A 21775-nucleotide genomic window follows, 5' to 3' on the forward strand; every position below is an offset into this window, starting at 1 on the left:
TAAAGTCAAGCACCCCAAACACTGATCAAGCCACCAGATCGATAACTGAAACCGGCTCCCGCAGATCGCTCAGTTGCTGGTAAAGATCAAGACTAGGTGGTGGCGGTCGATCCTGCTGCACAGGTGCCTTGGATTTATCCTCACCCTCATCGTCTTGCTCATCGGCTTTGCGCTTTTCCGCACGCGCCTCACTGGCAGCTTGAACATCGCCACGCTGCTGTTGCGCCAGTTCGACACGGGCTTCGGCCATCTGCAGCTGGGCTTGCGCGGCAATCTGCCGGTCCTGCGCAGAGGGCTCAGCGGGCGCCAATGCAGCACGGATGACAACTTCCATCTTGCGCAGGGTGGCTTCCGGATCATTAGGGATCGGGCTGGTGTCGATGCTCACTTCACCACCCACTGCATAGCGCTTGCCATCCGGCCCGCGTTCATAGGTGTAGCTCGGCGCTCCAGCATAACGACCACCGACAGCCGCATGCGCCTGCTCGTGGGTGCGCACCTCTTGGTCACGGCTGACCAGCTTGGCGATTTCCAGTTGCTCAAGACGTTGCTGCTGCGGATTGGATTCGCCTTCGCGGCTTTTGGCTTTATCGGGATTAGCCGAGGAATCAGCAGGTTTATCCGCCTCTTCACGCGACGAGGCCGACTGCCCATCGGCCAGCGGCTGGGCAGCGGTTATAGGTGCCTGCGCGGCGCGGGTGATATCGGGGGACACATCTGGGGAAACATTGGACGCGAGAAGCCGAGCCGGCAGTAGAGTTGCTGCAGGCGCAGGATAAGACGTTGCGCCGCCAATCTGCATGCAATGACTCCTCGCCCCGCAATTACTGCCTCATTGCCAGGCATGAGTACGCTCGGGGCGGGCGACTCAGGCCGTTGTATCGATCAGGGTGCCGAGCACCTCATCGGCAGTTTTCACCACCTTGGCACCCGCTTCTGCCTCATTCTGACCTTGACGCAGAGCAACCAGGCTTTCCGCCAGATCGGGACGGGTCTGCTCGGCCGAACTCGGCGCAGGGTTGACCTGATTGGCCGGCGGCGTGGAGGTCGGCTGTTTTGGCTGGGTAACCGCATTGCTGGCGATATCTGCCGCAGCCTGATCGACCCGGCGTTGTCCGGACTGAATGGTGCTGATGCCCGACTTGAAGGCGCTTCCTGAAATTTCCATGCCCAAGCTCCCACTATGGCAAACCTCTAACGGTTTCAATTGAAGCAGAAGTTGCTCGAAAAACGTACAAGTAAAAGGCTATGGCACTGGGCCTGCTTATAGCGCTCGGTGCAATAGATCGAGACTGAGATAGCCAGAAACCGCAGCCGGCGTGACTTCGGCCAGGCGCGGCAGATAACCCAGACAGGGCGCCGGCAGGCGCTCAGCCAGGGTCGCCAGATTGTCCTCAAGCCGCGAGGTGTGCGGGTCAACCAGATTGGCCACCCAACCGACCAGCGACAGGCCGTCACGCAGGATGGCTTCGGCGGTGAGCAGCGCCTGATTGATGCAGCCCAGACGCACACCCACCACCAGAATCACCGGCAGCTGCAGGGCAATCGCCAGGTCCGACAAGGCTTCCTGCCCGGACAATGGCACGCGCCACCCGCCGGCCCCTTCAATCAGGGTAAAGTCTGCCTGCTTGTCCAGAATCGCCTGCACCGGCACCTGCAACGCGGCAACATCCAGCAATACACCCACCTCGCGCGCTGCCAGATGCGGGGCAATCGCCGGTTCGAAGGCCAGCGGATTGACCTCCTCGTAACGCAGCGCCAGGGTGCATTCGCCCAGCAGCGCCAGAGCGTCATCATTACGCAGGCCATCCGCCGTTCGCACACAGCCGGACGCCACCGGTTTGGCAGCCGCCGTGGACCAGCCGCGCAAGCGCGCTGCATGCAGCAGGCCGGCGGCGATGGTGGTTTTACCAATTTCGGTATCGGTGCCGGTGACGAAAAATGCTTGGCTCATAAGGGTCTCTGACGAGGGGGTTGGGCGACGCTCTGGGGGCACTCAGAACAAACCGCGCTGATCTCAATCCTTACGCAGTACGCCGTACACCACCTGATAGGTTGCCGGCAGGCCCTGCGGCTGGCGGAATTGCTCATAGGCCTGAAGCAGCGCCAACATGCGCGCCCGTCCGGTCAAACCGCCGGGCCGACCCGGGTTGAGGTTATGCGCGCCGAGGGCTTTCAGTTCATGGGTCAGGCTGCGTACATCCGGGTAGTAGAGGACTTCTGGAGTGGTTTGCAAGCTCACACACGTCAAGCCACTGGCAGCGCACAGGCGCTGATAATCCTCGAAACGGCGGAAGCGGTTGACGTGCACAAAGCCATCCACCGCCAGCCAGCTGTCACGCAACTCCTGCAGGGTGCCAACACACAGGCTGCTAAACATCAGCACACCGCCAGAGCGCAGCACCCGTGCACCCTCAGCAAGCACCGCGGAAAAATCCGCACACCATTGCAGCGCCAGACTGGAAAACAGCAGGTCGCAGGACGCGCTTTGCAGCGGCAAGCGTTCGGCATCGCCGGCAATAAACTGCTGTGCGCCGCCCAACGGCCGAGCGTGCTGCAACATGCCTTCGGCGATGTCCACAGCCACGCCCTGACTGACGGGAAAATGCGCGCCTAAAGCACGGCTGAAGTAACCGGTGCCGCAGCCCAGATCGAGCCAGCGCGCTGGGCTGATCGCTGCAGGCAGCTGCGCCAGCAACTGCTGGCCGACATTGCGCTGCAGGGCGGCGACACTGTCATAGCTTTCAGCCGCACGTGAGAACGACGCCGCTACCTGGCGCTTATCCGGCAGGCCGCCAAGTGGGTCATGCGCCAGATCAGTCATCGCCGGCCTCATGCAGAAAGGCCTGAATCGCCGCCGCAATCTCATGCGGGCGCTCCAAGGCAAAGGCATGGCTGGCGTGATCAATCAGGCCGATCTCGACATCCGGCAACAGCGCCAGCAAGGCCTGCGCAGCGCTCGCCGGGACCAGGGCATCCTGGCCGGCGAACAGGTGCAGCTGCGGCCCGACAAAGGCTTGCAGCGCTGCCCGCGTATCCAGGTTGGCCAGCAGATCCAGCCCGGCCAACAGAGTGGCGGACTGTGGCAACGGAGCCGCGCCGAACAACTGCCGCGACAGGCCACGGGCATCCGCAGCGCCTTGGGCGCAAAGCAGGGAGAAACGCTTCAGGGTAGCGGACACATCAGCGGCGCAGCCCTGACGGAAAGCCTTAAACGTCTCGGCGGGCATAGCCGCAGACCAGCTTGGCTCGGCGACAAAACGCAGATTGCTGGCCAGGGTCACTAGACCGCTGCAACGTTCGCCACGACGCGCCGCCAGTTCGGCGGCGAGCATGCCTCCGAGGGACCAGCCGCCGAGCCAGGCGTCCTTTGGCAGATTGGCATCCAGCTCATCCAGCCAGTCGGCCGGATCGCAGGAATCCAGCGGCGACAATGGCTCTATTTCGACATGCAGGCGCGGATCGAGGCCGCGCAAAGCCTCGGCCAGCGGCTGCAAGGGTGCAGTGCCGAGCCCCCAGCCGGGCAGCAGAATCAGTCGATCACGCATGTACGGCCGCCTCACCCGTCAGCAGCGGCCAGCACTCGGCCAGGGCCTCCAGCAGCAGCTCCAGCTGTTCCAGGCTGTGCGCGGCGGACAGCGTGACGCGCAAGCGCGCGCTACCTGTCGGCACGGTGGGCGGACGAATCGCCGTCACCAACAGACCGCGTTCACGCAACAGCTGCGACAACTGCAGAGCGCGCGCGCTGTCACCAACCAGGATTGGCTGAATCGGCGTAGCGCTGTCCATCAGTTCCAGGCCGATGGCCTGCGCGCCGTCGCGAAAGCGCTTGATCAGGGCATTCAGGTGTTCGCGCCGCCAGTGCTCGCTGCGCAGCAGCTCCAGGCTTTGCAGGGTGGCACAGGCCAGCGCCGGCGGCTGGCTGGTGGTGTAGATATAGGGCCGGGCAAACTGCACCAGCGCCTCGATCAAATCGTCACTGCCAGCGACAAACGCACCGGCCGTGCCGAAGGCCTTGCCCAGGGTGCCGACCAGCACCTGCACATCATCCAGGCCCAGGCCGAAGTGCTCGACAATGCCGCCGCCGGTGGCGCCCAGCGGGCCGAAACCATGGGCATCATCGACCATCACCCAGGCATTGGCGCGGCGCGCTTCGGCACACAGCGACGGCAGGTTGGCCAGATCACCGTCCATACTGAACACGCCGTCGGTGACAATCAGGGTATTGCCACTCACCTTGCGCAAGCGATTGGCCAGGCTGACGCCATCGTTGTGCAGGTAACGGGAAAAGCGCGCACTACTGAGCAGACCAGCATCCAACAGGGAGGCATGGTTAAGGCGATCTTCCAGCACCGAGTCGCCCTGCCCGACCAGTGCAGCAACCGCACCGAGGTTGGCCATATAACCGGTGGAAAACAGCAAGGCGCGGGGTCTTCCGGTGAACTCGGCCAGCGCTTCTTCGAGCTGGTGATGTGGCGTGCTGTGACCGATCACCAGATGCGAGGCACCGCCGCCCACACCCCATTTCTCCGCGCCGGCGCGCCAGGCTTCGATCACTTTGGGGTGATTGGCCAAACCGAGGTAGTCATTGGAACAGAAGGCCAGCAACTGCCGACCATCGACCTGCACCAGCGGCCCTTGCGGTGACTCGAGCATGGGCCGCTGACGGTAGAGATTGGCGGTGCGGCGCTCGGCGAGGCGGGCGGCAAGGTCGAATGACATAGGCAACCTGGATAGTAAGGACGCAATACCGTGGGAGAGGCCGGGGACGATCCACTCTAGCCGCGACCGACCTTGCGCCTGATCGCGGCTAAAGCCCCTCCCACCTATTCAGAGCACAGCTATCAGACCGCTGCGTTATAGAACAGCTTGGAATCGCGCTGTTCGACCAGCGCCTGCTCAATGGCCGCCTGATGCACTTCATCAGCGTGCTCTTCGCGCGCTTCCGGCTTGATGCCGAGGCGGGCAAACAGTTGCATGTCTTTGCTGGCTTGCGGGTTGGCAGTGGTCAGCAGTTTTTCACCGTAGAAGATCGAGTTGGCGCCGGCGAAGAACGCCAGGGCCTGCATCTGCTCATTCATCGCCTCGCGGCCGGCGGACAGGCGCACATGCGACTGCGGCATCATGATCCGCGCCACGGCGAGCATGCGGATAAAGTCAAACGGATCGACATCCTGCTCATCGGCCAGCGGCGTGCCTTTGACTTTCACCAGCATGTTGATCGGCACCGACTCCGGATGCTCCGGCAGGTTGGCCAGTTGAATCAACAACCCGGCGCGGTCGTCCAGCGACTCGCCCATGCCGAGAATGCCGCCGGAGCAGATCTTCATCCCCGAATCACGCACATAGGCCAGGGTTTCCAGGCGCTCGGCGTAGGTGCGGGTGGTGATGATGTTGCCGTAGAACTCCGGCGAGGTGTCCAGATTGTGGTTGTAGTAGTCGAGGCCAGCAGCGGCCAGGGCCTGAGTCTGCTCTTTATCCAGCTTGCCCAGGGTCATGCAGGTTTCCAGGCCCAGGGCTTTGACACCCTCAACCATTTTCAGCACATAGGGCATGTCCTTGGCCGACGGGTGCTTCCACGCCGCGCCCATGCAGAAACGGGTAGAACCGATGGCCTTGGCCTCGGCGGCAGCCTCCAGCACCTTCTGCACTTCCAGCAGTTTTTCCTTTTCCAGGCCGGTGTTGTAGTGGCCGGACTGCGGGCAGTACTTGCAGTCTTCCGGACAGGCGCCGGTCTTGATCGACAGCAGGGTCGAGACCTGCACGCGATTCGGGTCGAAATGCGCGCGGTGCACGGTCTGCGCCTGGAACAGCAAGTCGTTGAACGGTTGCTCGAAGAGCGCCTTGACCTCATTAAGAGTCCAGTCGTGACGCAGGTTGGCGGCGATGGTAGCGCTCATCGGATATTCCTTGTTATTGGCAGCGGCTTGCTAGAGTCAGCAAGCACGACACGGATGTTCGGCATAGTTATGGAAGGCGTATGCGCTGTCAACCCAACTCAAAACACCAGGTTTACAACTGGTTAAAAAGCAAGCAAATCTGTTTACTGTGCGATGAACACACAGACAACGACCAGGCCATCTGCAGTTGCTGCGAAGCCGAGCTACCGTGGCTTGTCGGGCATTGCCAGGTCTGTGCCCTGCCGCTGCCCAGCCAAGGCTTGGTATGCGGGGCCTGCCTAAAGAAGCAGCCGAGTTTTAGCAAAGTCGAAGTGCCCTGGCGTTACGCCTTCCCCGTCGACAGCCTGATTACCCGTTTCAAGCATCAGGCCAAGTGGCCATTAGGACGTCTGCTCGGCGAGCTTTTGTCACACCATCTACAGCATGCATTTGATGAAGGGCTGCCGCGCCCCGATCTGCTGCTGCCGGTGCCCCTCGCCGACAAACGTCAACGCCAGCGCGGCTTTAACCAGTCCGACCTGCTCGCCGAATGGCTGAGCGCCAGCCTACAACTGCCGCAACAGGCACACTGGCTGCAGAGGGTGATCGACACACCGGCGCAACAGCAACTGGATGCGGCCACCCGTAAACGCAACCTGCGTAAAGCCTTCGCCCTGGCGCCGGGTAGCACAGTCAGCGGTCTGCATGTGGCACTGATCGATGATGTGCTGACCACCGGAGCCACCGCCGAAAGCCTGGCGCGGCTATTAAAGAAGGCCGGCGCGGCGCGGGTTGATGTGTACTGCCTGGCGCGCACACCAAAGCCAGGCGACTGACTAATTAGTTGCAGGAAAGAGCCTGTTCAAAGGCTCGCGAGCTAGAGCCTTGCAAGGCGCTACGTAGTAACAGCCTCCGGCTGGTCAAAACGGCGAGGAAGCAGAATTTACGGGTGTAAATGAGCATTCCGAGCCTGTTTTTAACGCAGCAGGGCCGACGCGCAGCAGACTTTGGACAGGCTCTAAGCGGTACACTTTGCGGCCCACCTGCTGGAGTTACCCATGTCCCATCCATTTGCCGCACTCACACCCGACCTGGTGCTGGATGCCGTGGAGAGCCTCGGCTACCTCAGCGACGCCCGCGTACTGGCACTGAACAGCTATGAAAACCGCGTCTATCAGGTGGGCATCGAGAACGAGACACCACTGATCGCCAAGTTCTACCGTCCGGATCGCTGGACGGATGACGCAATTCGCGAAGAGCACAGCTTCAGCTTCGAGCTGGCCGAATGCGAAGTACCGGTTGTAGCGCCCCTGGTACGCGACGGCGCAACCCTGTTCAGTTACCAGGGCTTTCGCTTCGCCCTGTTCCCCCGCCGTGGCGGCCGCGCACCGGAACCCGGCAACCTCGACCAACTGTACCGCCTCGGCCAACTGCTTGGCCGCCTGCATGCGGTCGGCTCACTCAAGCCGTTTGCTCACCGTGAAGCGTTGCAAGTGAGCAACTTCGGCCATGCCTCACTGGCCACCCTGCTGGATGGCAACTTTATTCCACGCAGCTTGCTGCCGGCCTACGAGTCAGTGGCGCGTGACCTGCTCAAGCGCCTGGAGGTGCTGTTCACCGCCAATCCGGTGCAGGCGATCCGCCTACACGGCGATTGCCACCCCGGCAACCTGCTGTGCCGCGACGACACCTTCCATATGGTCGACCTCGATGACTGCCGCATGGGCCCGGCCGTGCAGGACCTGTGGATGATGCTGGCCGGCGAGCGCCATGAGCGCCTCGGCCAGTTGTCCGAATTGATGGACGGCTATCAGGAGTTTCACGACTTCAACCCCCGCGAACTGCCGCTGATCGAGGGTCTGCGCGCCTTGCGCCTGATGCATTACAGCGCCTGGCTGGCACGCCGCTGGGATGACCCGGCCTTCCCCATGAGTTTCCCCTGGTTCGGCAGCGAACGTTACTGGGGTGAGCAGATTCTGATCCTGCGTGAGCAGCTGTCGGCTTTGGATGAAGAACCGCTAAAACTGTTTTGACGCCACGCACGTAGCCCAAATGCAGTCAGGGCTACAGGGCTGACCACTACAGTTAGCCCTGTAGCCGTAACATCGTTGTTACAGCCAAGTGGCGTAAGCCGCCGAAGAAAATCCTGCCCACCCAGACAAGCCCGCGCCGCGCCGACTAGAATCGCAAGCCTCTCGTTAGCCGCCTAAGCAAGGACCCAGCATGGCCACCGCCAACCCGCGTCGCGGGTATATTCTCGGCCTGACCGCCTACATCATCTGGGGCCTGTTCCCGCTCTATTTCAAAGCCATCCAGAGCGTGCCGGCACTGGAAATCATCGTCCATCGTGCACTCTGGTCCGCGCTGTTCGGCGCGTTGTTGCTGCTGGTATGGAAGCACCCCGGCTGGCTGCGCGAGCTGCTCAACAACCCCAAACGCTTTGCCGTACTGGCCTTGAGCGGTGTGCTGATCGCCAGCAACTGGCTGGTGTATGTGTGGGCGGTGAATAACGAGCGCATGCTCGAAGCCAGCCTGGGCTACTACATCAACCCGCTGGTGAACGTGCTGCTGGGCATGCTGATTCTCGGTGAACGCTTGCGCCGCCTGCAGTGGCTGGCCGTGGCCCTGGCCACGCTGGGTGTATTGCAGCAGCTGTGGCAGGTCGGCAGTATTCCCTGGGTATCCCTGGTGCTGGCGCTGACCTTTGGCTTCTACGGGATTATCCGCAAACAGGCGCCGGTTGCCGCGCTGCCCGGCCTGGTGGTGGAAACCTGGTTGCTGCTGCCACTGGCATTGGGCTGGTTGTTGCTGCACCCCGCAGCAATGAGCACTCAAGCTGACTTCTGGAGCACCCCGGAAGCGCTGTGGCTGATCGCCGCCGGCCCGATCACCCTGGTGCCGCTGGTGTGTTTCAACGCAGCCGCCCGCCATCTGCCCTACACCACCCTGGGCTTTCTCCAGTACCTGGCGCCGACCCTGGTGCTGCTGCAGGCGATTTTTCTGTTCGGGGAGCATTTCGACCCGAGCAAGCTGCTGGCGTTTATCTGCATCTGGGCGGGGCTGGCGATCTACAGCGTGGATGCCTGGCTAAGCCTGCGCAAACGTCCGACTGAGTAAAAAACAACCAGCCAGCTGTAGCGCCCGCAGCCGCTGGTCTGCAGCCAGTTGCCCCCGGCTTATCCACAGAAGCATCCCCGGCCTTTGTGCACAACACGCCACTAAGTGCTTAAAAAATAAGCACTTAGCAAAAAGCCCCGGGGCACTAGGCGGCGCTCCGGGGCTCCTCATGCTACGCACAGAGTTATCCACATCGATCGTGGATAAGCAGTGGCTCTAGCGGGATGTTGAAGCGTAGGCGAGGCAGGCAAGACAAGGCAAAAACTGGCGAGGAAGCGGAGTTTGCTGGTGCAAATGAGCATTCCGAGCCTGTTTTTAACGCCGTATTGCCAACGCAGGTAGTCTTCAACGGCCTGCTAGTCTTCAGCCTGCAGCTTTAGCTCCACCATCAGATCATCAGCCAGGGTTTCCAGATGCGTTTGCAACTGCTCCAGACTCAGGCTCTGCGGTACGCCCAGCAGGGCCTGAGCCTGGAACAGCAACTCACCACTCATGGGCGTCGGCACCACTTCGGTGTTCAGGCTCTCGACGTTGACCCCGTGACGGCTCAGCAGACGAGTGATATCACGCACGATGCCTGGCCGATCATTGCCCACCAACTCCAGGCGAATAGCCTGCCAGACAACTGCCGGCTCGGCGCCACCAGCAGCAACCTGCACACGAATGCCATGGGCCTGCAATTGCTCCAGCGCCGCGACCAGGCCGGAATGTGCAGCCAGCGGTACATCGACCCGCAGGATCCCGGCGAACTGCCCGGCCATACGTGACATACGACTCTCCAGCCAGTTACCACCGTGTTCACTGATGCACTGGGCGATGCGCTCGACCAGACCCGGCTGATCCTGGGCAATAACCGTCAATACCAGATGATCCATATGTAACTCCTTATCCGTGGCTCACTTCAACGCCAGCCAGTAGGTATAGAACACCTCATCACGCACATAGCCCAGGCGTTCGTAGAGGGCTTGGCCTGGCAGATTGCTCTTTGCCGTCTCCAACTGCAAACCGCAGGCACCAGTGGCCTCGGCGTGCGTACGCGCAGCGTTCATCAACGCCTCGCCGACGCCCTGCCGGCGTACCTGCGGGCTGACGTAGAGATCACTGAGCAGCCAGGCCGGCTGCAGAGCCAGCGAGGAGAAGAAGGCGTAGAGCTGGACAAAACCCAGCGCAACACCCTGGTCATCGCGGGCCAGCAGAATGACCGAGTCCCCCTGGTGCAGGCGCGCAGCGAGAAACGCCTCAACCTCTACCGGCGGTTTGGCCACCTCGTAAAACACCAGATAAGCGCCAAACAACTCGCTAAGCGCCGGCAGATCCGCAGCCGTAGCAGTCCGTATGTGCATGAGTCACACCCTCCATAACGATGCCGAGGCAGTATAGGCAGAAGCCTACTGCCGGTTAGCGAGTAACACAGACAATAAACTGTGTACTGTTTTAAAATTTATATGAAACAATATTCAAAATTTATCGCGACAAAAAGCCACATGTAGTGACTGCAAAGCACTTCTTGGTCGCATAGCGACGCGCACCCACTGATTTTCCCCTGATCTTGATGTAGTATGCCGCGCCTCGGACTACATGATTTATTTCCCATGTACGACGCGGCTATTGAGTAGAGCTGAGCAGAGTGAGGCAAGTGATGACTGAACGCGTTCAAGTAGGCAGCCTGCAGGTTGCCAAAGTGCTGTTCGACTTCGTGAATAACGAAGCCATCCCCGGTACCGGCATTGCTGCCGAGACGTTCTGGGCGGGTGCCGAAGCGGTGATCAATGACCTGGCCCCGAAAAACCGTGCGCTGCTCGCCAAACGCGATGCGATTCAGGCGCAGATCGACGGCTGGCACCAGGCTCGTGCGGGCCAGGCCCATGACGCGGCAGCCTACAAAGCCTTCCTCGAAGAAATCGGCTACCTGCTGCCGGAGCCTGCCGACTTCCACGTCACCACGCAAAACGTCGACGAAGAAATCGCCCGTCTGGCCGGTCCGCAGCTGGTTGTACCAGTGATGAACGCGCGCTTCGCCCTGAACGCCTCCAACGCCCGCTGGGGCTCGCTGTACGACGCGCTATACGGCACTGACGTGATCAGCGAAGAAGGCGGCGCTGAAAAAGGCAAGGGTTACAACAAAGTCCGTGGTGACAAGGTCATCGCCTTTGCCCGCGCCTTCCTTGATGAAGCCGCACCGCTGGAAGGTGCCTCCCACGTCGATGCCACCGCCTACACCGTGGTTGACGGCCAACTCGCTGTTGCACTGAAAAACGGCAGCCGCACCGGCCTGACAAACGTCGCCCAGTTCATCGCCTTCCAGGGCGATGCTGCTGCGCCGACCGCTGTATTGCTCAAGCACAACGGTCTGCATTTCGAAATCCAGATCGACGCCAGCACTCCAGTCGGCCAAACCGACGCCGCCGGCGTCAAAGACGTGCTGATGGAAGCCGCGCTGACCACCATCATGGACTGCGAAGATTCCGTTGCCGCCGTGGATGCCGACGATAAAGTCGTGGTCTACAAGAACTGGCTCGGCCTGATGAAGGGCGACCTGGCTGAAGAAGTCGCCAAAGGCGGCAAGACCTTCACCCGCACCATGAACCCGGACCGCGTCTACACCAAGGCCGACGGCAGTGAACTGACCCTGCACGGCCGCAGCCTGCTGTTCGTGCGTAACGTCGGCCACCTGATGACCAACCCGGCCATCCTCGACGCCGCCGGCAACGAGCTCCCGGAAGGCATTCAGGACGCCCTGTTCACCAGCCTCATCGCCATCCACAACCTGAATGGCAACACCCGCCGCAAGAACACCCGCACTGGCTCGGTGTACATCGTGAAGCCAAAGATGCACGGCCCGGAAGAAGTCGCTTTCACCAGCGAAATTTTCGGCCGCGTTGAAGACGTTCTTGGCCTGCCGCGCAACACACTCAAAGTCGGCATCATGGACGAAGAGCGCCGCACCACCGTCAACCTGAAAGCCTGCATCAAGGCCGCCAGCGAGCGCGTGGTGTTCATCAACACCGGCTTCCTCGACCGTACTGGTGACGAAATCCACACCTCCATGGAAGCCGGCGCTGTCGTGCGTAAAGCGGCCATGAAAGCTGAGAAGTGGATCAGCGCCTACGAAAACTGGAACGTCGACATCGGCCTGGCCACCGGCCTGCAAGGTCGTGCGCAGATTGGTAAAGGCATGTGGGCCATGCCTGATCTGATGGCCGCGATGGTCGAGCAGAAAATCATGCACCCACTGGCCGGTGCCAACACCGCCTGGGTACCGTCGCCGACCGCCGCTGCCTTGCACGCCTTGCACTACCACAAGGTTGACGTGTTCGCCCGTCAGGCCGAATTGGCCACGCGTGAGCGCGCGTCGCTGGACGACATCCTGAGCATTCCGCTGGCCAAAGACACCAACTGGACACCCGAGGAAATCCAGAACGAACTGGACAACAACTCGCAGGGCATCCTCGGCTACGTGGTGCGCTGGATCGACCAGGGCGTGGGCTGCTCCAAGGTGCCGGATATCAACGATGTCGGCCTGATGGAAGATCGCGCGACCCTGCGTATCTCCAGCCAACTGCTGGCCAACTGGCTGCGTCACGGCATCGCCACTGAAGAGCAGATCGTGGCCAGCCTCAAGCGTATGGCACCCGTGGTTGACCGTCAGAACGCCAGCGACCCGCTGTACCGTCCGCTGGCGCCGAACTTCGACAGCAACATCGCCTTCCAGGCGGCGCTGGAGTTGGTCGTCGAAGGCACCAAGCAGCCGAATGGCTACACCGAGCCCGTTCTGCACCGCCGTCGTCGCGAGTTCAAGGCCGCCAACGGCCTGTAACCCGCAGCTGCAGCCCCATAAAAACCGCCCTTCTGGGCGGTTTTTTATTGTTGGCAATTAACCGAGCAGAACTCGACGACAGGTGGCGACTGCGCTCTAGACTTACGTCCAATGGCCACGGCGACAGCAAGGGCCGATCATGCCTGTACAGCTAACTCCCGAGGCCGCCCATGAGCCGCGCAGACGCAATCGCCCTGGCAGGCAAGACGGCGGTGTTGCAGAACATCCATGGCACCATAGCCTTTTTGCAGAAATTCCCGCCGTTCAACCAAATGGATACTGCGCACTTGGCCTATCTGGTGGAGAACTGCCAGCTGCGGTTCTATGGCGAAGGTGAAACCATCATCAAGCCAAGCGACGGCCCGGTTGAGCACTTCTACATCGTCAAACAGGGCCGCGTGCATGGCGAGCGCCCGCATTCAGCGCGGCGCGGCACAGAAACCACCTTCGAGATCACCAGCGGCGAATGCTTCCCGCTGGCCGCGCTGATCGGCGAACGCGCCACCCGTACCGAGCACCTGGCCGCCGAAGACACCTTCTGCCTGCTACTGAACAAGCCGGCCTTTATCAAGCTGTTCTCGTTGTCTAACCCGTTGCGCGACTTTGCTCTGCGTGGGGTCAGCAGCCTGCTCGATCAGGTCAACCAACAGGTGCAGATGCGCGCGGTGGAAACCCTCGGTGCGCAGTATTCGCTCGACACCCGCCTCGGCCAGCTGGCCATGCGCGCCCCGATCAGCTGCGCCCCGGACATGCCACTGCGCGACGCGGTCAAACTGATGCACGAGCGGCAGGTCGGCAGCATCGTGATTGCCGACCCAGCCCTGAAACCGCTCGGCATTTTCACCCTGCGCGACCTGCGCCGCGTGGTGGCCGACGGTGTTGATCTGTCACAACCTATCGCCGACCTGATGACCCAGGCACCCTTCCATCTCCCCCCGGATGCCAGTGCCTTCGATGCGGCGATGGCGATGACCGAACGGCATATCGCCCACGTTTGCCTGGTTGAGCATGACCAGCTGTGCGGGGTGATTTCCGAGCGGGATCTGTTCAGCCTGCAGCGGGTCGATCTGGTGCATCTGGCGCGCACCATTCGCCATGCCGGGCGGGTGGAAACCCTGGCGTCGCTGCGCAGCGATGTACGCCAACTGGTCGACAGCATGCTCGCCCACGGTGCCAGCTCGACGCAGATCACCCAGCTGATCACCCTGTTCAACGATCACACCGTCTGCCGGGTGATCGAACTGACCCTCGAAGACATGGGCACCCCCGGTGTGCCATTCACCTGGCTGGTGTTCGGCAGCGAAGGCCGCAGCGAGCAAACCCTGCACACCGACCAAGACAACGGCATTTTGTTCGAAGCCGCCGATGCAACCGAAGCCGCAGCCATTCGCGAGCGCCTGCTACCGCTGGCCCAGGAGATCAACCACCGCCTGGCGCAGTGTGGCTTTACCCTGTGCAAGGGCAACATCATGGCCGGCAACCCCGAGCTGTGCCTGTCACGTCAGGAGTGGTCGCGGCGTTTCAGCAGTTTTGTCCAGGAAGCCACCCCGGAGAACCTGCTAGCTTCGAGCATCTATTTCGACCTGCGCGCGGTATGGGGCGAAACCGAGGGTTGCGAGCAGCTGCGCCAGGGCCTGCTGCAACAGGTGGCCGACAATAGTCTGTTCCAGCGCATGATGGCGGAGAATGCCCTGCGCCAACGCCCGCCGGTGGGCGTGTTTCGGGATTTCGTGGTGGCCCGCAAGGGGGCCGAAAAGGACACCCTGGACCTCAAGGTGCAGGGCCTGACGCCCTTCGTTGACGGCGCGCGCCTGCTGGCCCTGGCCCATGGCGTGACCGTCTGCAACACCCTGGAACGGCTGCGCGCGCTGATTCAGCAAGGGGTGATCGAGACTCAGGATGGCGCGGCCTATGAAGAGGCTTATCACTATATTCAGCAGGCACGGATGCAGCAGCACCAGCTGCAGGCACGCAATAGCCAGCCCTACTCCAACCGGGTTGACCCTGACCACCTCAACCACCTCGACCGGCGCATCCTGCGTGAGTCTTTCCGCCAGGCGCAGCGGCTGCAGAGCAGCCTGGCTGTGAGGTACCAACTATGAGCAAGTTCACCTGGTTTAGCGGGCGTGGCCCCGCGCTGACTCAGGCGCAACTGGAGCGGCGCGGCAACCTGGCCGCCCCCCGCACACACGATGAGCGTCCGCTGCAGCAGCAGCGCTTCGTGGTTCTCGACCTGGAAACCAGCGGTCTGAATATGCGCCGCGATCAGGTGCTGTCGATTGGCGCGGTGGTGATCGACAACGGCGCAATTGACCTCAGCCAGCAGTTCGAATGCACCTTGCTCCGTGAAGGCCACCAGGCCAGCGCCAGTACATTGATCCACGGCATCGCCCCCAGCGAAATCGCCAATGGCGAAGACCCCGCACAAGCCTTGCTGACGTTTATGGAGTTTGTCGGTAACAGCCCGCTGCTGGCCTTTCATGCTGGGTTCGACCAAGGCATGTTGGCCCGTGCACTGAAGCAGACGCTGGACTACCGCTTACAGCACCGGTTCTTCGATGTCGCTGAACTGGCGCCGATGCTCTGCCCACAGGCCGACATCCGCCACGGCGGGCTCGATGACTGGACCCGCTATTTCGGCCTGCAGGTGCATCAACGCCACCACGCCAGCGCCGACGCCCTGGCCACCGCCGAGCTGGCGCTGATTCTGTTCAGCAAGGCACGCAGCCAGCAGCTCGACAGCCTGCACGCGCTGGAACAGCAGCTCACGGGTTACCGTCGACGGCAGCACGCGCACTCGCTGTAGTGGCGCACCCTACAGATCGCGCATCAGCAACGCGTACTCCAGCTGCACCTCAGACGGCACCGGCAGGTACAGCATGTGACCGTCGCCCGGAGCGACTGACATGGCTTGGCCCTGACGGTTTTCCAGCTGGTCCAGGGTAAAGCGCAGATTGCCCTGGGGCGTCATCAGCTCCAGCCCATCGCCCACGGCAAAGCGGTTTTTCACCCGCACTTCAGCCAGCTCACCACGCCGCTCGCCGGTCAGCTCACCGACAAACTGCTGCTGTTCCGACACCGAACTGCCGCGCTCATAGTTCTGATATTCATCGTGCACATGGCGGCGCAGAAAACCCTCGGTGTAGCCGCGATGGGCCAGGGACTCCAGGGTCGTCATCAGGGATTTGTCGAAGGGCCTGCCGGCCACCGCATCATCAATGGCCTTGCGGTACACCTGAGCGGTGCGCGCCACGTAATAGTGGGATTTGGTTCGGCCCTCGATCTTCAGCGAATGCACGCCCATCTGCACCAGGCGCTCAACATGCTGTACCGCGCGCAGGTCCTTGGAATTCATGATGTAGGTGCCGTGCTCATCCTCAAAGGCAGCCATTTGCTCGCCAGGGCGGCTGGCATCTTCCAGCAGAAACAGCTGCTCGGTCGGCGCCCCCACGCCTAAGGTCGGTTCGACAATCTGCACCACCTCACCCAGCTCGTTCTCGCCGGCAGGAGTGGCCTGGTACTGCCAACGACAGGCATTGGTGCAGCTGCCCTGGTTGGGGTCGCGCTTATTGATATAGCCCGACAGCAGGCAGCGCCCGGAATAGGCCATGCACAGCGCGCCGTGGACAAACACCTCCAGCTCCATGCCCGGCACTTCACTGCGAATCTCGGCAATCTCCTCCAGCGACAGCTCGCGCGACAGAATCACCCGGCTCAAGCCCTGCTGTTGCCAGAACCTCACGCTGGCCCAGTTCACCGCATTGGCTTGCACCGACAGATGAATCGGCATTTGCGGGAAGTGTTCGCGCACCAGCATGATCAAGCCGGGGTCGGACATGATCAGCGCATCCGGGCCCATCAGCACCACCGGCAGCAGGTCACGCAGAAAGGTCTTCAGCTTGGCGTTATGCGGCGCGATGTTGACCACCACATAGAACTGCTTGCCCTGGGCATGCGCCTCACGGATACCCGCCTCCAGGTTGGCGTGGTCGAACTCATTGTTGCGCACCCGCAGGCTGTAGCGCGGCTGCCCGGCGTACACCGCATCCGCGCCATAGGCGAAGGCATAACGCATGTTTTTCAGGGTGCCGGCTGGCGAGAGCAGCTCGGGGTAACGCGGAATCGATGCCATGGGAAAACGCTCAGCCAACGGGGCCGCCCACTCTAGCGCGCGGGCGGTTAACGGCTATTGATCTGCATCTATGTCATGAACGGGCACACCTGTTCGGTGACGTGCCTGAGCTGACCACCCAGACGCCACACCTGAGCCTGCAGAGTGGGTCGAAGCTGTTGAGCATCATCGGCCGGAGGAAGTAGTGCAGCATTTCGCTTTATGAGGACGACGAACCCAACGGTGTGCTGGCGATTACCGCCGGCACCGAGCCGAATGCCTCGCACACGTTGATGCTCGATGCGCGCAGCGGCGGGGCGGTTGAAATGCCAGCGACCAACGGCCCTGGTACATGGATGCGCTGTCGATGTCGCAGCCGCTGCATTTGGGCGACTACGGCGACATGCCAATGGAAATTCTCAGGGCGGTGCTGGATATGCGGACCATCATCGGGCTCGGCAGCGGCCTGTAACGCTGCTGGGTTCGCCGGCAAACTCCATCCACACAACCTGAGCACGCGCAGGCCACAGCATGCACTGGCGTCAGTCGACCTTGGCCCTGCCACTGCTGATTGTCCTGCTTGGCGCCATCGGCCTGATCAGTGCGCGGCTGGGTGATAGCGGCTGGGATGCTGCGGCCTGGCGGGGCCTCGGCTTGCCCGCCGTATGAGGGGGTTGGCCACGGCTGCGACGCTGAGGCCCATGTTCTGTGGGCTACGACCTTGGTCTAGAACACTGAAAGCTACGACTAAGGTCGTCTGTCACTCCGCCGGCGTGAGCCTAGAGTAGGCTCATCACCCCAACGTCGGAGGACAACAATAATGCACGACGACAGCTACGCGCGGATTCAATCAAATCCGCGCTTCCAGGAACTGGTCGCCAAGCGCGAACGCTTTGCCTGGACACTCTCAGCCATCATGCTCGGCCTGTACGTGGCCTTTATCCTGCTGATCGCCTTCGAGCCGCAATTGCTCGGCACGCGTATCAGTGCCGACTCACCGATTACCTGGGGTATTCCCATGGGTGTCGGTTTGATCCTCTCGGCCTTCGTGCTGACCGGTATCTACGTGCAACGCGCCAATGGTGAATTCGACACCCTCAACCAGGCCGTACTCGACGAGGTGCAGAAATGATCGCACGCATTCTCACGGCCATCGGTCTGATGGCGCTGGCCCCTGCTCTGTGGGCCGCTGGGGCGCTGGAAGGCGATGTCCAGCGCCAGCCACTGAACACCTCGGCCATTGTGATGTTCCTCGCCTTTGTTGGCGCAACGCTGTACATCACCTACTGGGCGTCCAAGCGCAACACCTCGACTTCCGACTTCTATACTGCGGGCGGCAGCATTACCGGCTTCCAGAACGGCCTGGCGATCGCCGGCGACTACATGTCGGCGGCCTCGTTCCTGGGTATTTCCGCGCTGGTATTCACCTCTGGCTATGACGGCCTGATCTACTCGATCGGTTTCCTGGTCGGCTGGCCGGTGATCCTGTTCCTGATCGCCGAACGCCTGCGCAACCTTGGCAAGTACACCTTTGCCGACGTCGCCTCCTACCGCCTCGGGCAAACGCAGATTCGTACCCTGTCCGCCAGCGGCTCGCTGGTAGTCGTCGCGTTCTACCTGATCGCACAGATGGTCGGTGCCGGCAAGCTGATCGAACTGTTGTTCGGCCTGGAATACCACGTGGCGGTGATCCTGGTCGGCATCCTGATGGTGCTGTACGTGCTGTTCGGCGGCATGCTGGCGACCACCTGGGTACAGATCATCAAGGCCGTACTGCTGCTTTCCGGTGCCTCATTCATGGCCCTGATGGTGATGAAACACGTCGACTTCGACTTCGCCCGGCTGTTCAGCGAAGCCATCGCCGTGCACCCCAAAGGCGAGGCGATCATGAGCCCCGGCGGCCTGGTGAAAGACCCGATTTCGGCAATCTCCCTCGGCTTGGCGCTGATGTTCGGTACCGCTGGCCTGCCGCACATCCTCATGCGCTTCTTCACCGTGAGCGATGCCAAGGAAGCGCGTAAGTCGGTGTTCTACGCCACGGGCTTTATCGGCTACTTCTACATCCTGACCTTCATCATCGGCTTCGGCGCGATCCTGCTGGTCAGCACCAACCCGGACTTCAAGGACGCCACCGGCGCTCTGCTCGGCGGTAACAACATGGCGGCGGTGCACCTGGCCAACGCCGTGGGCGGCAGCTGGTTCCTCGGCTTTATCTCGGCCGTGGCCTTCGCCACCATCCTCGCGGTGGTAGCCGGTCTGACCCTGGCCGGTGCCTCGGCGGTGTCCCACGACCTGTACGCCAGCGTGCTGAAGAAAGGCAAAGCCAACGAGAAGGATGAGCTGCGCGTATCGAAGATCACCACTGTGGCCCTCGGCGTCCTGGCCATCGGCCTGGGCATCGCCTTCGAGAAGCAGAACATTGCCTTCATGGTCGGTCTGGCCTTCTCCATCGCGGCCAGTTGCAACTTCCCGGTGCTGATTCTCTCCATGTACTGGAAGAACCTGACGACCCGTGGTGCCATGATCGGCGGCTGGATGGGCCTGGTCACCGCAGTGACCCTGATGATCCTCGGCCCAACCGTCTGGGTGCAGGTGCTGGGTAATGCTCAGGCGATCTTCCCTTACGAGTACCCAGCGCTGTTCTCGATGGCCATCGCCTTCATCGGTATCTGGTTCTTCTCGGTGACGGATAAATCTGTGGCGGCCGGCGATGCCCGTGCCCGCTTTATCCCACAGTTCGTACGCTCGCAAACGGGCCTGGGTGCCAGCGGTGCCAGCGCCCACTAAACAGGGGTGATGCAGTACAAAAAGGGCAGCCTCAGGGCTGCCCTTTTTTATTGCGCGCCGTACGTGGTTCACTCCAGGCTACAACTTCTACGATCATTACCATGCGCAGCCACCCCACACTTCAGGAACCCACAATGTCCAACCCGAGCATGACCCTGTTCTACACCGCCACCTCGCCCTTTGTGCGCAAAGTCATGGTGCTGCTGCACGAGACTGGCCAGCTGGGCCGCGTGCAACTAGAAGAAGTGCAACTCAGCCCAACCAGCCCCAGCAGTGTGGTTAATGCCGGCAACCCGGCCGGCAAGATTCCCGCCCTGCGTCTGGCTGACGGCTCGGTGCTGCACGACAGCCGGGTGATACTCGACTACCTCGACCGCCAGCATGTCGGCGAACCCCTGATCCCGCACGATGGCCCGGCCCGCTGGCGGCGCCTGACCCTGGCCTCACTGGCCGATGCAGTCCTCGATGCCGCCGTGCTGATCCGCTACGAAACCTTTCTGCGCCCCGAAGAAAAACGCTGGGATCAATGGCAGGCCGCGCAGCAGGAGAAAATCGAACGCGCCCTGCAGCAGTTTGAAAGCGAGGCGGTTGCCGAGCTGGCCAGCCACTTCGATATCGCCGCCATCACCCTGGCCTGCGTCTTCGGCTACCTCGACCTGCGCCAGCCCGAGCTGAACTGGCGTGAACGCTACCCACAACTGGCCGGCTGGTATGCCGACGTCAGTCAGTTGCCGTCGATGCAGGCGACCGTACCTCAGCAATGAGCCACGTCGGCTCAACCGTAGTAGCCAAAAACGATCAGGCCCTGGGCCGGAATCAACAGCAGGATGCCCTCGGGCTTGATGCTGTAGAAACTGCCTGGGCTCTGCATCGCCACATTGATCAGCTGCTCCAGGCGCTCACTGGGTGAGGCGCAGGCCAAGGACAGCCAGCCGCCATCAGCATTTAGCTCGTCCGGCACCGGGCTCGGCTGCCAGGGATCGAAGCGGTAATAAGGCTCGCTATAGCCACGGGCCTGCCGGGCCTGAGCGAGAAACCCCAGCGCGTCCTGGTGCAAGGCCAAACGGGTGTGCGCCGACATGCGCCACACTGCGACCCCACAACCTTCGCGCACGCCACTTTCACCATCGATCAATAACACCGAAGTCGGCTCCAGCGATGCCGGCAGTACATCGACCATGTGCTGTCGCTCAAACAGCTTATAGGCCAGGTACAGCCCCAGCAGTAGCCAGATCAACAGCTGTAAGCCATACACCGTGCCGCGATACAGGGCCTTCAACCCACGTTTGCTCGACTCCATGGATAACCGATGCGTCGTCACCTCACCAGGCTCCCGCATAGAAATAGAACAGCCACAGGCCAGCCATGCTTAGCCCACCCAGGCCCGCGGCGCCGACGTAAGCCTCACGATCAGCCGTAGCCAGCCAGCGGTAAGACAACCGCTGCAACCACAAGCCAAGCAGCGCCAGCGGGGTGAACAGCGTATTGAACGGCCAGGACGGCAGCAAAGCCCCGAGCAACAGCGCCAACAGATAACCCGCCTGCTGCCCCATCAGCAGCCCTTGCAGAACGCCCCAGCGCCGGCTCATCGCGGCGAACCTGCAGGCAACACTGGCAGACGCACGCATGAACGTCGTGTCGACACCGCCGGGGCAAACAAGCGGGCAATCCGCCGCGCCAGCAGGTGCCCGGCGCGCGACTCTTCGCGCAAACCAATATGCCCGCTCATCGTACGTACCACAGGCGAAAAAACCCGGCGGCCAGCAGCAGGCCGATTTGCCCGAGCCCCGCACACAGGCTGAGAAAGGATTGCAGCGTAGCGTTCTGCGCCGCATCGCTCAGGCCGGTCAGTTCGAACCAGAAGCCTTGCGGCAGTTGCAGGCTGAGCAGCGCCAGCGGCTTGCCGCTGAGTATCAGCGTATCGATCACGCCAAATTGACCACAGAACATCAAACCCAACAGCACCAGTAACGCGACCGCCAGGCCGAGGGTGCTGCATGCGGCAAACTGCACCAGTAAACGCATCATGATTGGCTCTCCAAGATGGGCGCAGCCTGGACTGCG

24 protein-coding genes and 1 pseudogene are annotated in these 21775 nt (G+C 61.8%); 11 read left to right on the forward strand and 14 right to left on the reverse strand.

Annotated elements, in window-relative coordinates; genetic code table 11:
- Positions 1-25: 25 nt before the first annotated feature.
- The 7 genes from OU997_RS05730 to bioB all read right to left on the reverse strand — a co-directional run bounded on the left by OU997_RS05730 (position 26) and on the right by bioB (position 5900).
- Complete coding sequence (locus OU997_RS05730; protein WP_324288934.1) at positions 26-715, reverse strand: putative metalloprotease CJM1_0395 family protein; 690 nt, start codon at positions 713-715, stop codon at positions 26-28.
- A gap of 153 nt (positions 716-868) precedes the next feature.
- Complete coding sequence (locus tag OU997_RS05735; RefSeq protein WP_108490116.1) at positions 869-1168, reverse strand: hypothetical protein; 300 nt, start codon at positions 1166-1168, stop codon at positions 869-871.
- A gap of 96 nt (positions 1169-1264) precedes the next feature.
- Positions 1265-1954, reverse strand: a complete 690-nt coding sequence (bioD, locus tag OU997_RS05740) for a dethiobiotin synthase (protein WP_108490115.1) — start codon at positions 1952-1954, stop codon at positions 1265-1267.
- A 63-nt stretch (positions 1955-2017) separates the two neighbouring features.
- Positions 2018-2824: a malonyl-ACP O-methyltransferase BioC gene (bioC, locus tag OU997_RS05745; protein WP_108490114.1), complete on the reverse strand. Its 807-nt coding sequence runs from the start codon at positions 2822-2824 to the stop codon at positions 2018-2020.
- Positions 2817-3548: an alpha/beta fold hydrolase gene (locus OU997_RS05750; protein ID WP_108490113.1), complete on the reverse strand. Its 732-nt coding sequence runs from the start codon at positions 3546-3548 to the stop codon at positions 2817-2819. The genes bioC and OU997_RS05750 overlap by 8 nt, the downstream gene beginning before the upstream one ends.
- Positions 3541-4722, reverse strand: coding sequence for an 8-amino-7-oxononanoate synthase (gene bioF / locus OU997_RS05755; RefSeq protein ID WP_108490112.1), 1182 nt, complete (start codon positions 4720-4722; stop codon positions 3541-3543). Before bioF ends, OU997_RS05750 begins: the two co-directional genes overlap by 8 nt.
- A gap of 122 nt (positions 4723-4844) precedes the next feature.
- Complete coding sequence (bioB, locus tag OU997_RS05760) at positions 4845-5900, reverse strand: biotin synthase BioB (RefSeq protein WP_108490111.1); 1056 nt, start codon at positions 5898-5900, stop codon at positions 4845-4847.
- A gap of 80 nt (positions 5901-5980) precedes the next feature.
- On the opposite strand from bioB, the gene OU997_RS05765 reads away from it, so the two are divergent.
- From OU997_RS05765 to rarD, 3 genes are all read left to right on the forward strand, one after another.
- On the forward strand, positions 5981-6715 hold the full coding sequence (locus OU997_RS05765) for a ComF family protein (protein ID WP_267809382.1): 735 nt from the start codon (positions 5981-5983) through the stop codon (positions 6713-6715).
- Between the two features lie 222 nt (positions 6716-6937).
- A complete protein-coding gene (locus tag OU997_RS05770; protein WP_267809383.1) occupies positions 6938-7912 on the forward strand; it encodes a serine/threonine protein kinase in 975 nt (324 codons plus the stop codon).
- A 190-nt stretch (positions 7913-8102) separates the two neighbouring features.
- Positions 8103-8996, forward strand: coding sequence for an EamA family transporter RarD (rarD, locus tag OU997_RS05775; RefSeq protein ID WP_267809384.1), 894 nt, complete (start codon positions 8103-8105; stop codon positions 8994-8996).
- A 356-nt stretch (positions 8997-9352) separates the two neighbouring features.
- Here rarD and OU997_RS05780 read toward each other — a convergent pair whose 3' ends face one another.
- Together OU997_RS05780 and OU997_RS05785 are read right to left on the reverse strand one after the other, a co-directional pair.
- A complete protein-coding gene (locus tag OU997_RS05780) occupies positions 9353-9871 on the reverse strand; it encodes a glycine cleavage system protein R (protein ID WP_267809385.1) in 519 nt (172 codons plus the stop codon).
- Between the two features lie 21 nt (positions 9872-9892).
- Positions 9893-10339: a GNAT family N-acetyltransferase gene (locus tag OU997_RS05785; protein ID WP_108490106.1), complete on the reverse strand. Its 447-nt coding sequence runs from the start codon at positions 10337-10339 to the stop codon at positions 9893-9895.
- A gap of 296 nt (positions 10340-10635) precedes the next feature.
- Here OU997_RS05785 and OU997_RS05790 point away from each other — a divergent pair, with 296 nt between their 5' ends.
- The 3 genes from OU997_RS05790 (at position 10636) to OU997_RS05800 (ending at position 15619) form a co-directional block, all read left to right on the forward strand.
- Positions 10636-12813, forward strand: coding sequence for a malate synthase G (locus OU997_RS05790; protein WP_267809386.1), 2178 nt, complete (start codon positions 10636-10638; stop codon positions 12811-12813).
- Positions 12814-12983: 170 nt separating this feature from the next.
- Positions 12984-14915 (forward strand): putative nucleotidyltransferase substrate binding domain-containing protein, encoded by a 1932-nt coding sequence (locus OU997_RS05795; RefSeq protein WP_267809387.1) that lies wholly within the window; start codon positions 12984-12986, stop codon positions 14913-14915.
- On the forward strand, positions 14912-15619 hold the full coding sequence (locus tag OU997_RS05800; protein WP_108490103.1) for a PolC-type DNA polymerase III: 708 nt from the start codon (positions 14912-14914) through the stop codon (positions 15617-15619). Before OU997_RS05795 ends, OU997_RS05800 begins: the two co-directional genes overlap by 4 nt.
- Positions 15620-15628: 9 nt before the next feature.
- On the opposite strand, the gene yegQ is transcribed toward OU997_RS05800, so the two are convergent.
- Complete coding sequence (yegQ, locus tag OU997_RS05805) at positions 15629-16945, reverse strand: tRNA 5-hydroxyuridine modification protein YegQ (protein WP_267809388.1); 1317 nt, start codon at positions 16943-16945, stop codon at positions 15629-15631.
- 316 nt (positions 16946-17261) lie between these two features.
- Between yegQ and OU997_RS20960 the strand changes: the two are divergent.
- The 5 genes and pseudogenes from OU997_RS20960 to OU997_RS05835 form a co-directional block, all read left to right on the forward strand.
- Positions 17262-17495: pseudogene (locus OU997_RS20960) on the forward strand (hypothetical protein); the annotation flags it as partial.
- Positions 17456-17593: a hypothetical protein gene (locus OU997_RS05820; RefSeq protein WP_177480023.1), complete on the forward strand. Its 138-nt coding sequence runs from the start codon at positions 17456-17458 to the stop codon at positions 17591-17593. The pseudogene OU997_RS20960 and the gene OU997_RS05820, both read left to right, overlap by 40 nt.
- A 151-nt stretch (positions 17594-17744) precedes the next feature.
- The gene (locus tag OU997_RS05825) at positions 17745-18056 is read left to right on the forward strand and encodes a DUF485 domain-containing protein (RefSeq protein WP_108485981.1); all 312 of its coding nucleotides are present in this window, start codon (positions 17745-17747) and stop codon (positions 18054-18056) included.
- A complete protein-coding gene (locus OU997_RS05830) occupies positions 18053-19711 on the forward strand; it encodes a cation acetate symporter (protein ID WP_108485980.1) in 1659 nt (552 codons plus the stop codon). The genes OU997_RS05825 and OU997_RS05830 overlap by 4 nt, the downstream gene beginning before the upstream one ends.
- Positions 19712-19845: 134 nt before the next feature.
- Positions 19846-20475: a glutathione S-transferase N-terminal domain-containing protein gene (locus OU997_RS05835; RefSeq protein ID WP_108485979.1), complete on the forward strand. Its 630-nt coding sequence runs from the start codon at positions 19846-19848 to the stop codon at positions 20473-20475.
- Positions 20476-20486: 11 nt separating this feature from the next.
- On the opposite strand, the gene OU997_RS05840 is transcribed toward OU997_RS05835, so the two are convergent.
- The 4 genes from OU997_RS05840 to OU997_RS05855 are packed head-to-tail and all read right to left on the reverse strand — an operon-like array spanning position 20487 to position 21739.
- Entirely contained in the window at positions 20487-21011 is a 525-nt protein-coding gene (locus OU997_RS05840; RefSeq protein WP_267809389.1) for a hypothetical protein, read from the reverse strand.
- Between the two features lie 22 nt (positions 21012-21033).
- The gene (locus OU997_RS05845) at positions 21034-21300 is read right to left on the reverse strand and encodes a hypothetical protein (protein WP_267809390.1); all 267 of its coding nucleotides are present in this window, start codon (positions 21298-21300) and stop codon (positions 21034-21036) included.
- Positions 21297-21440 carry a hypothetical protein gene (locus OU997_RS05850; RefSeq protein ID WP_158271578.1) on the reverse strand — a complete coding sequence of 48 codons (144 nt, stop codon included), beginning with the start codon at positions 21438-21440 and terminating at the stop codon, positions 21297-21299. The genes OU997_RS05845 and OU997_RS05850 overlap by 4 nt, the downstream gene beginning before the upstream one ends.
- Positions 21437-21739: a hypothetical protein gene (locus OU997_RS05855; protein WP_420713246.1), complete on the reverse strand. Its 303-nt coding sequence runs from the start codon at positions 21737-21739 to the stop codon at positions 21437-21439. Before OU997_RS05855 ends, OU997_RS05850 begins: the two co-directional genes overlap by 4 nt.
- Positions 21740-21775: the final 36 nt, after the last annotated feature.

The organism is Pseudomonas sp. SL4(2022) (assembly GCF_026625725.1).
Classification (GTDB): Bacteria; Pseudomonadota; Gammaproteobacteria; order Pseudomonadales; family Pseudomonadaceae; genus Aquipseudomonas.

Coding starts and splice junctions, on each gene's coding strand:
- OU997_RS05735 (WP_108490116.1), bottom strand. CDS start 1,168: ATGGAAATTTCAGGAAGCGCCTTCAAGTCGGGCATCAGCACCATTCAG.
- bioD (WP_108490115.1), bottom strand. CDS start 1,954: ATGAGCCAAGCATTTTTCGTCACCGGCACCGATACCGAAATTGGTAAA.
- bioC (WP_108490114.1), bottom strand. CDS start 2,824: ATGACTGATCTGGCGCATGACCCACTTGGCGGCCTGCCGGATAAGCGC.
- OU997_RS05750 (WP_108490113.1), bottom strand. CDS start 3,548: ATGCGTGATCGACTGATTCTGCTGCCCGGCTGGGGGCTCGGCACTGCA.
- bioF (WP_108490112.1), bottom strand. CDS start 4,722: ATGTCATTCGACCTTGCCGCCCGCCTCGCCGAGCGCCGCACCGCCAAT.
- bioB (WP_108490111.1), bottom strand. CDS start 5,900: ATGAGCGCTACCATCGCCGCCAACCTGCGTCACGACTGGACTCTTAAT.
- OU997_RS05765 (WP_267809382.1), top strand. CDS start 5,981: ATGCGCTGTCAACCCAACTCAAAACACCAGGTTTACAACTGGTTAAAA.
- OU997_RS05770 (WP_267809383.1), top strand. CDS start 6,938: ATGTCCCATCCATTTGCCGCACTCACACCCGACCTGGTGCTGGATGCC.
- rarD (WP_267809384.1), top strand. CDS start 8,103: ATGGCCACCGCCAACCCGCGTCGCGGGTATATTCTCGGCCTGACCGCC.
- OU997_RS05780 (WP_267809385.1), bottom strand. CDS start 9,871: ATGGATCATCTGGTATTGACGGTTATTGCCCAGGATCAGCCGGGTCTG.
- OU997_RS05785 (WP_108490106.1), bottom strand. CDS start 10,339: ATGCACATACGGACTGCTACGGCTGCGGATCTGCCGGCGCTTAGCGAG.
- OU997_RS05790 (WP_267809386.1), top strand. CDS start 10,636: ATGACTGAACGCGTTCAAGTAGGCAGCCTGCAGGTTGCCAAAGTGCTG.
- OU997_RS05795 (WP_267809387.1), top strand. CDS start 12,984: ATGAGCCGCGCAGACGCAATCGCCCTGGCAGGCAAGACGGCGGTGTTG.
- OU997_RS05800 (WP_108490103.1), top strand. CDS start 14,912: ATGAGCAAGTTCACCTGGTTTAGCGGGCGTGGCCCCGCGCTGACTCAG.
- yegQ (WP_267809388.1), bottom strand. CDS start 16,945: ATGGCATCGATTCCGCGTTACCCCGAGCTGCTCTCGCCAGCCGGCACC.
- OU997_RS05820 (WP_177480023.1), top strand. CDS start 17,456: ATGCACTGGCGTCAGTCGACCTTGGCCCTGCCACTGCTGATTGTCCTG.
- OU997_RS05825 (WP_108485981.1), top strand. CDS start 17,745: ATGCACGACGACAGCTACGCGCGGATTCAATCAAATCCGCGCTTCCAG.
- OU997_RS05830 (WP_108485980.1), top strand. CDS start 18,053: ATGATCGCACGCATTCTCACGGCCATCGGTCTGATGGCGCTGGCCCCT.
- OU997_RS05835 (WP_108485979.1), top strand. CDS start 19,846: ATGTCCAACCCGAGCATGACCCTGTTCTACACCGCCACCTCGCCCTTT.
- OU997_RS05840 (WP_267809389.1), bottom strand. CDS start 21,011: ATGGAGTCGAGCAAACGTGGGTTGAAGGCCCTGTATCGCGGCACGGTG.
- OU997_RS05845 (WP_267809390.1), bottom strand. CDS start 21,300: ATGAGCCGGCGCTGGGGCGTTCTGCAAGGGCTGCTGATGGGGCAGCAG.
- OU997_RS05850 (WP_158271578.1), bottom strand. CDS start 21,440: ATGAGCGGGCATATTGGTTTGCGCGAAGAGTCGCGCGCCGGGCACCTG.
- OU997_RS05855 (WP_420713246.1), bottom strand. CDS start 21,739: ATGATGCGTTTACTGGTGCAGTTTGCCGCATGCAGCACCCTCGGCCTG.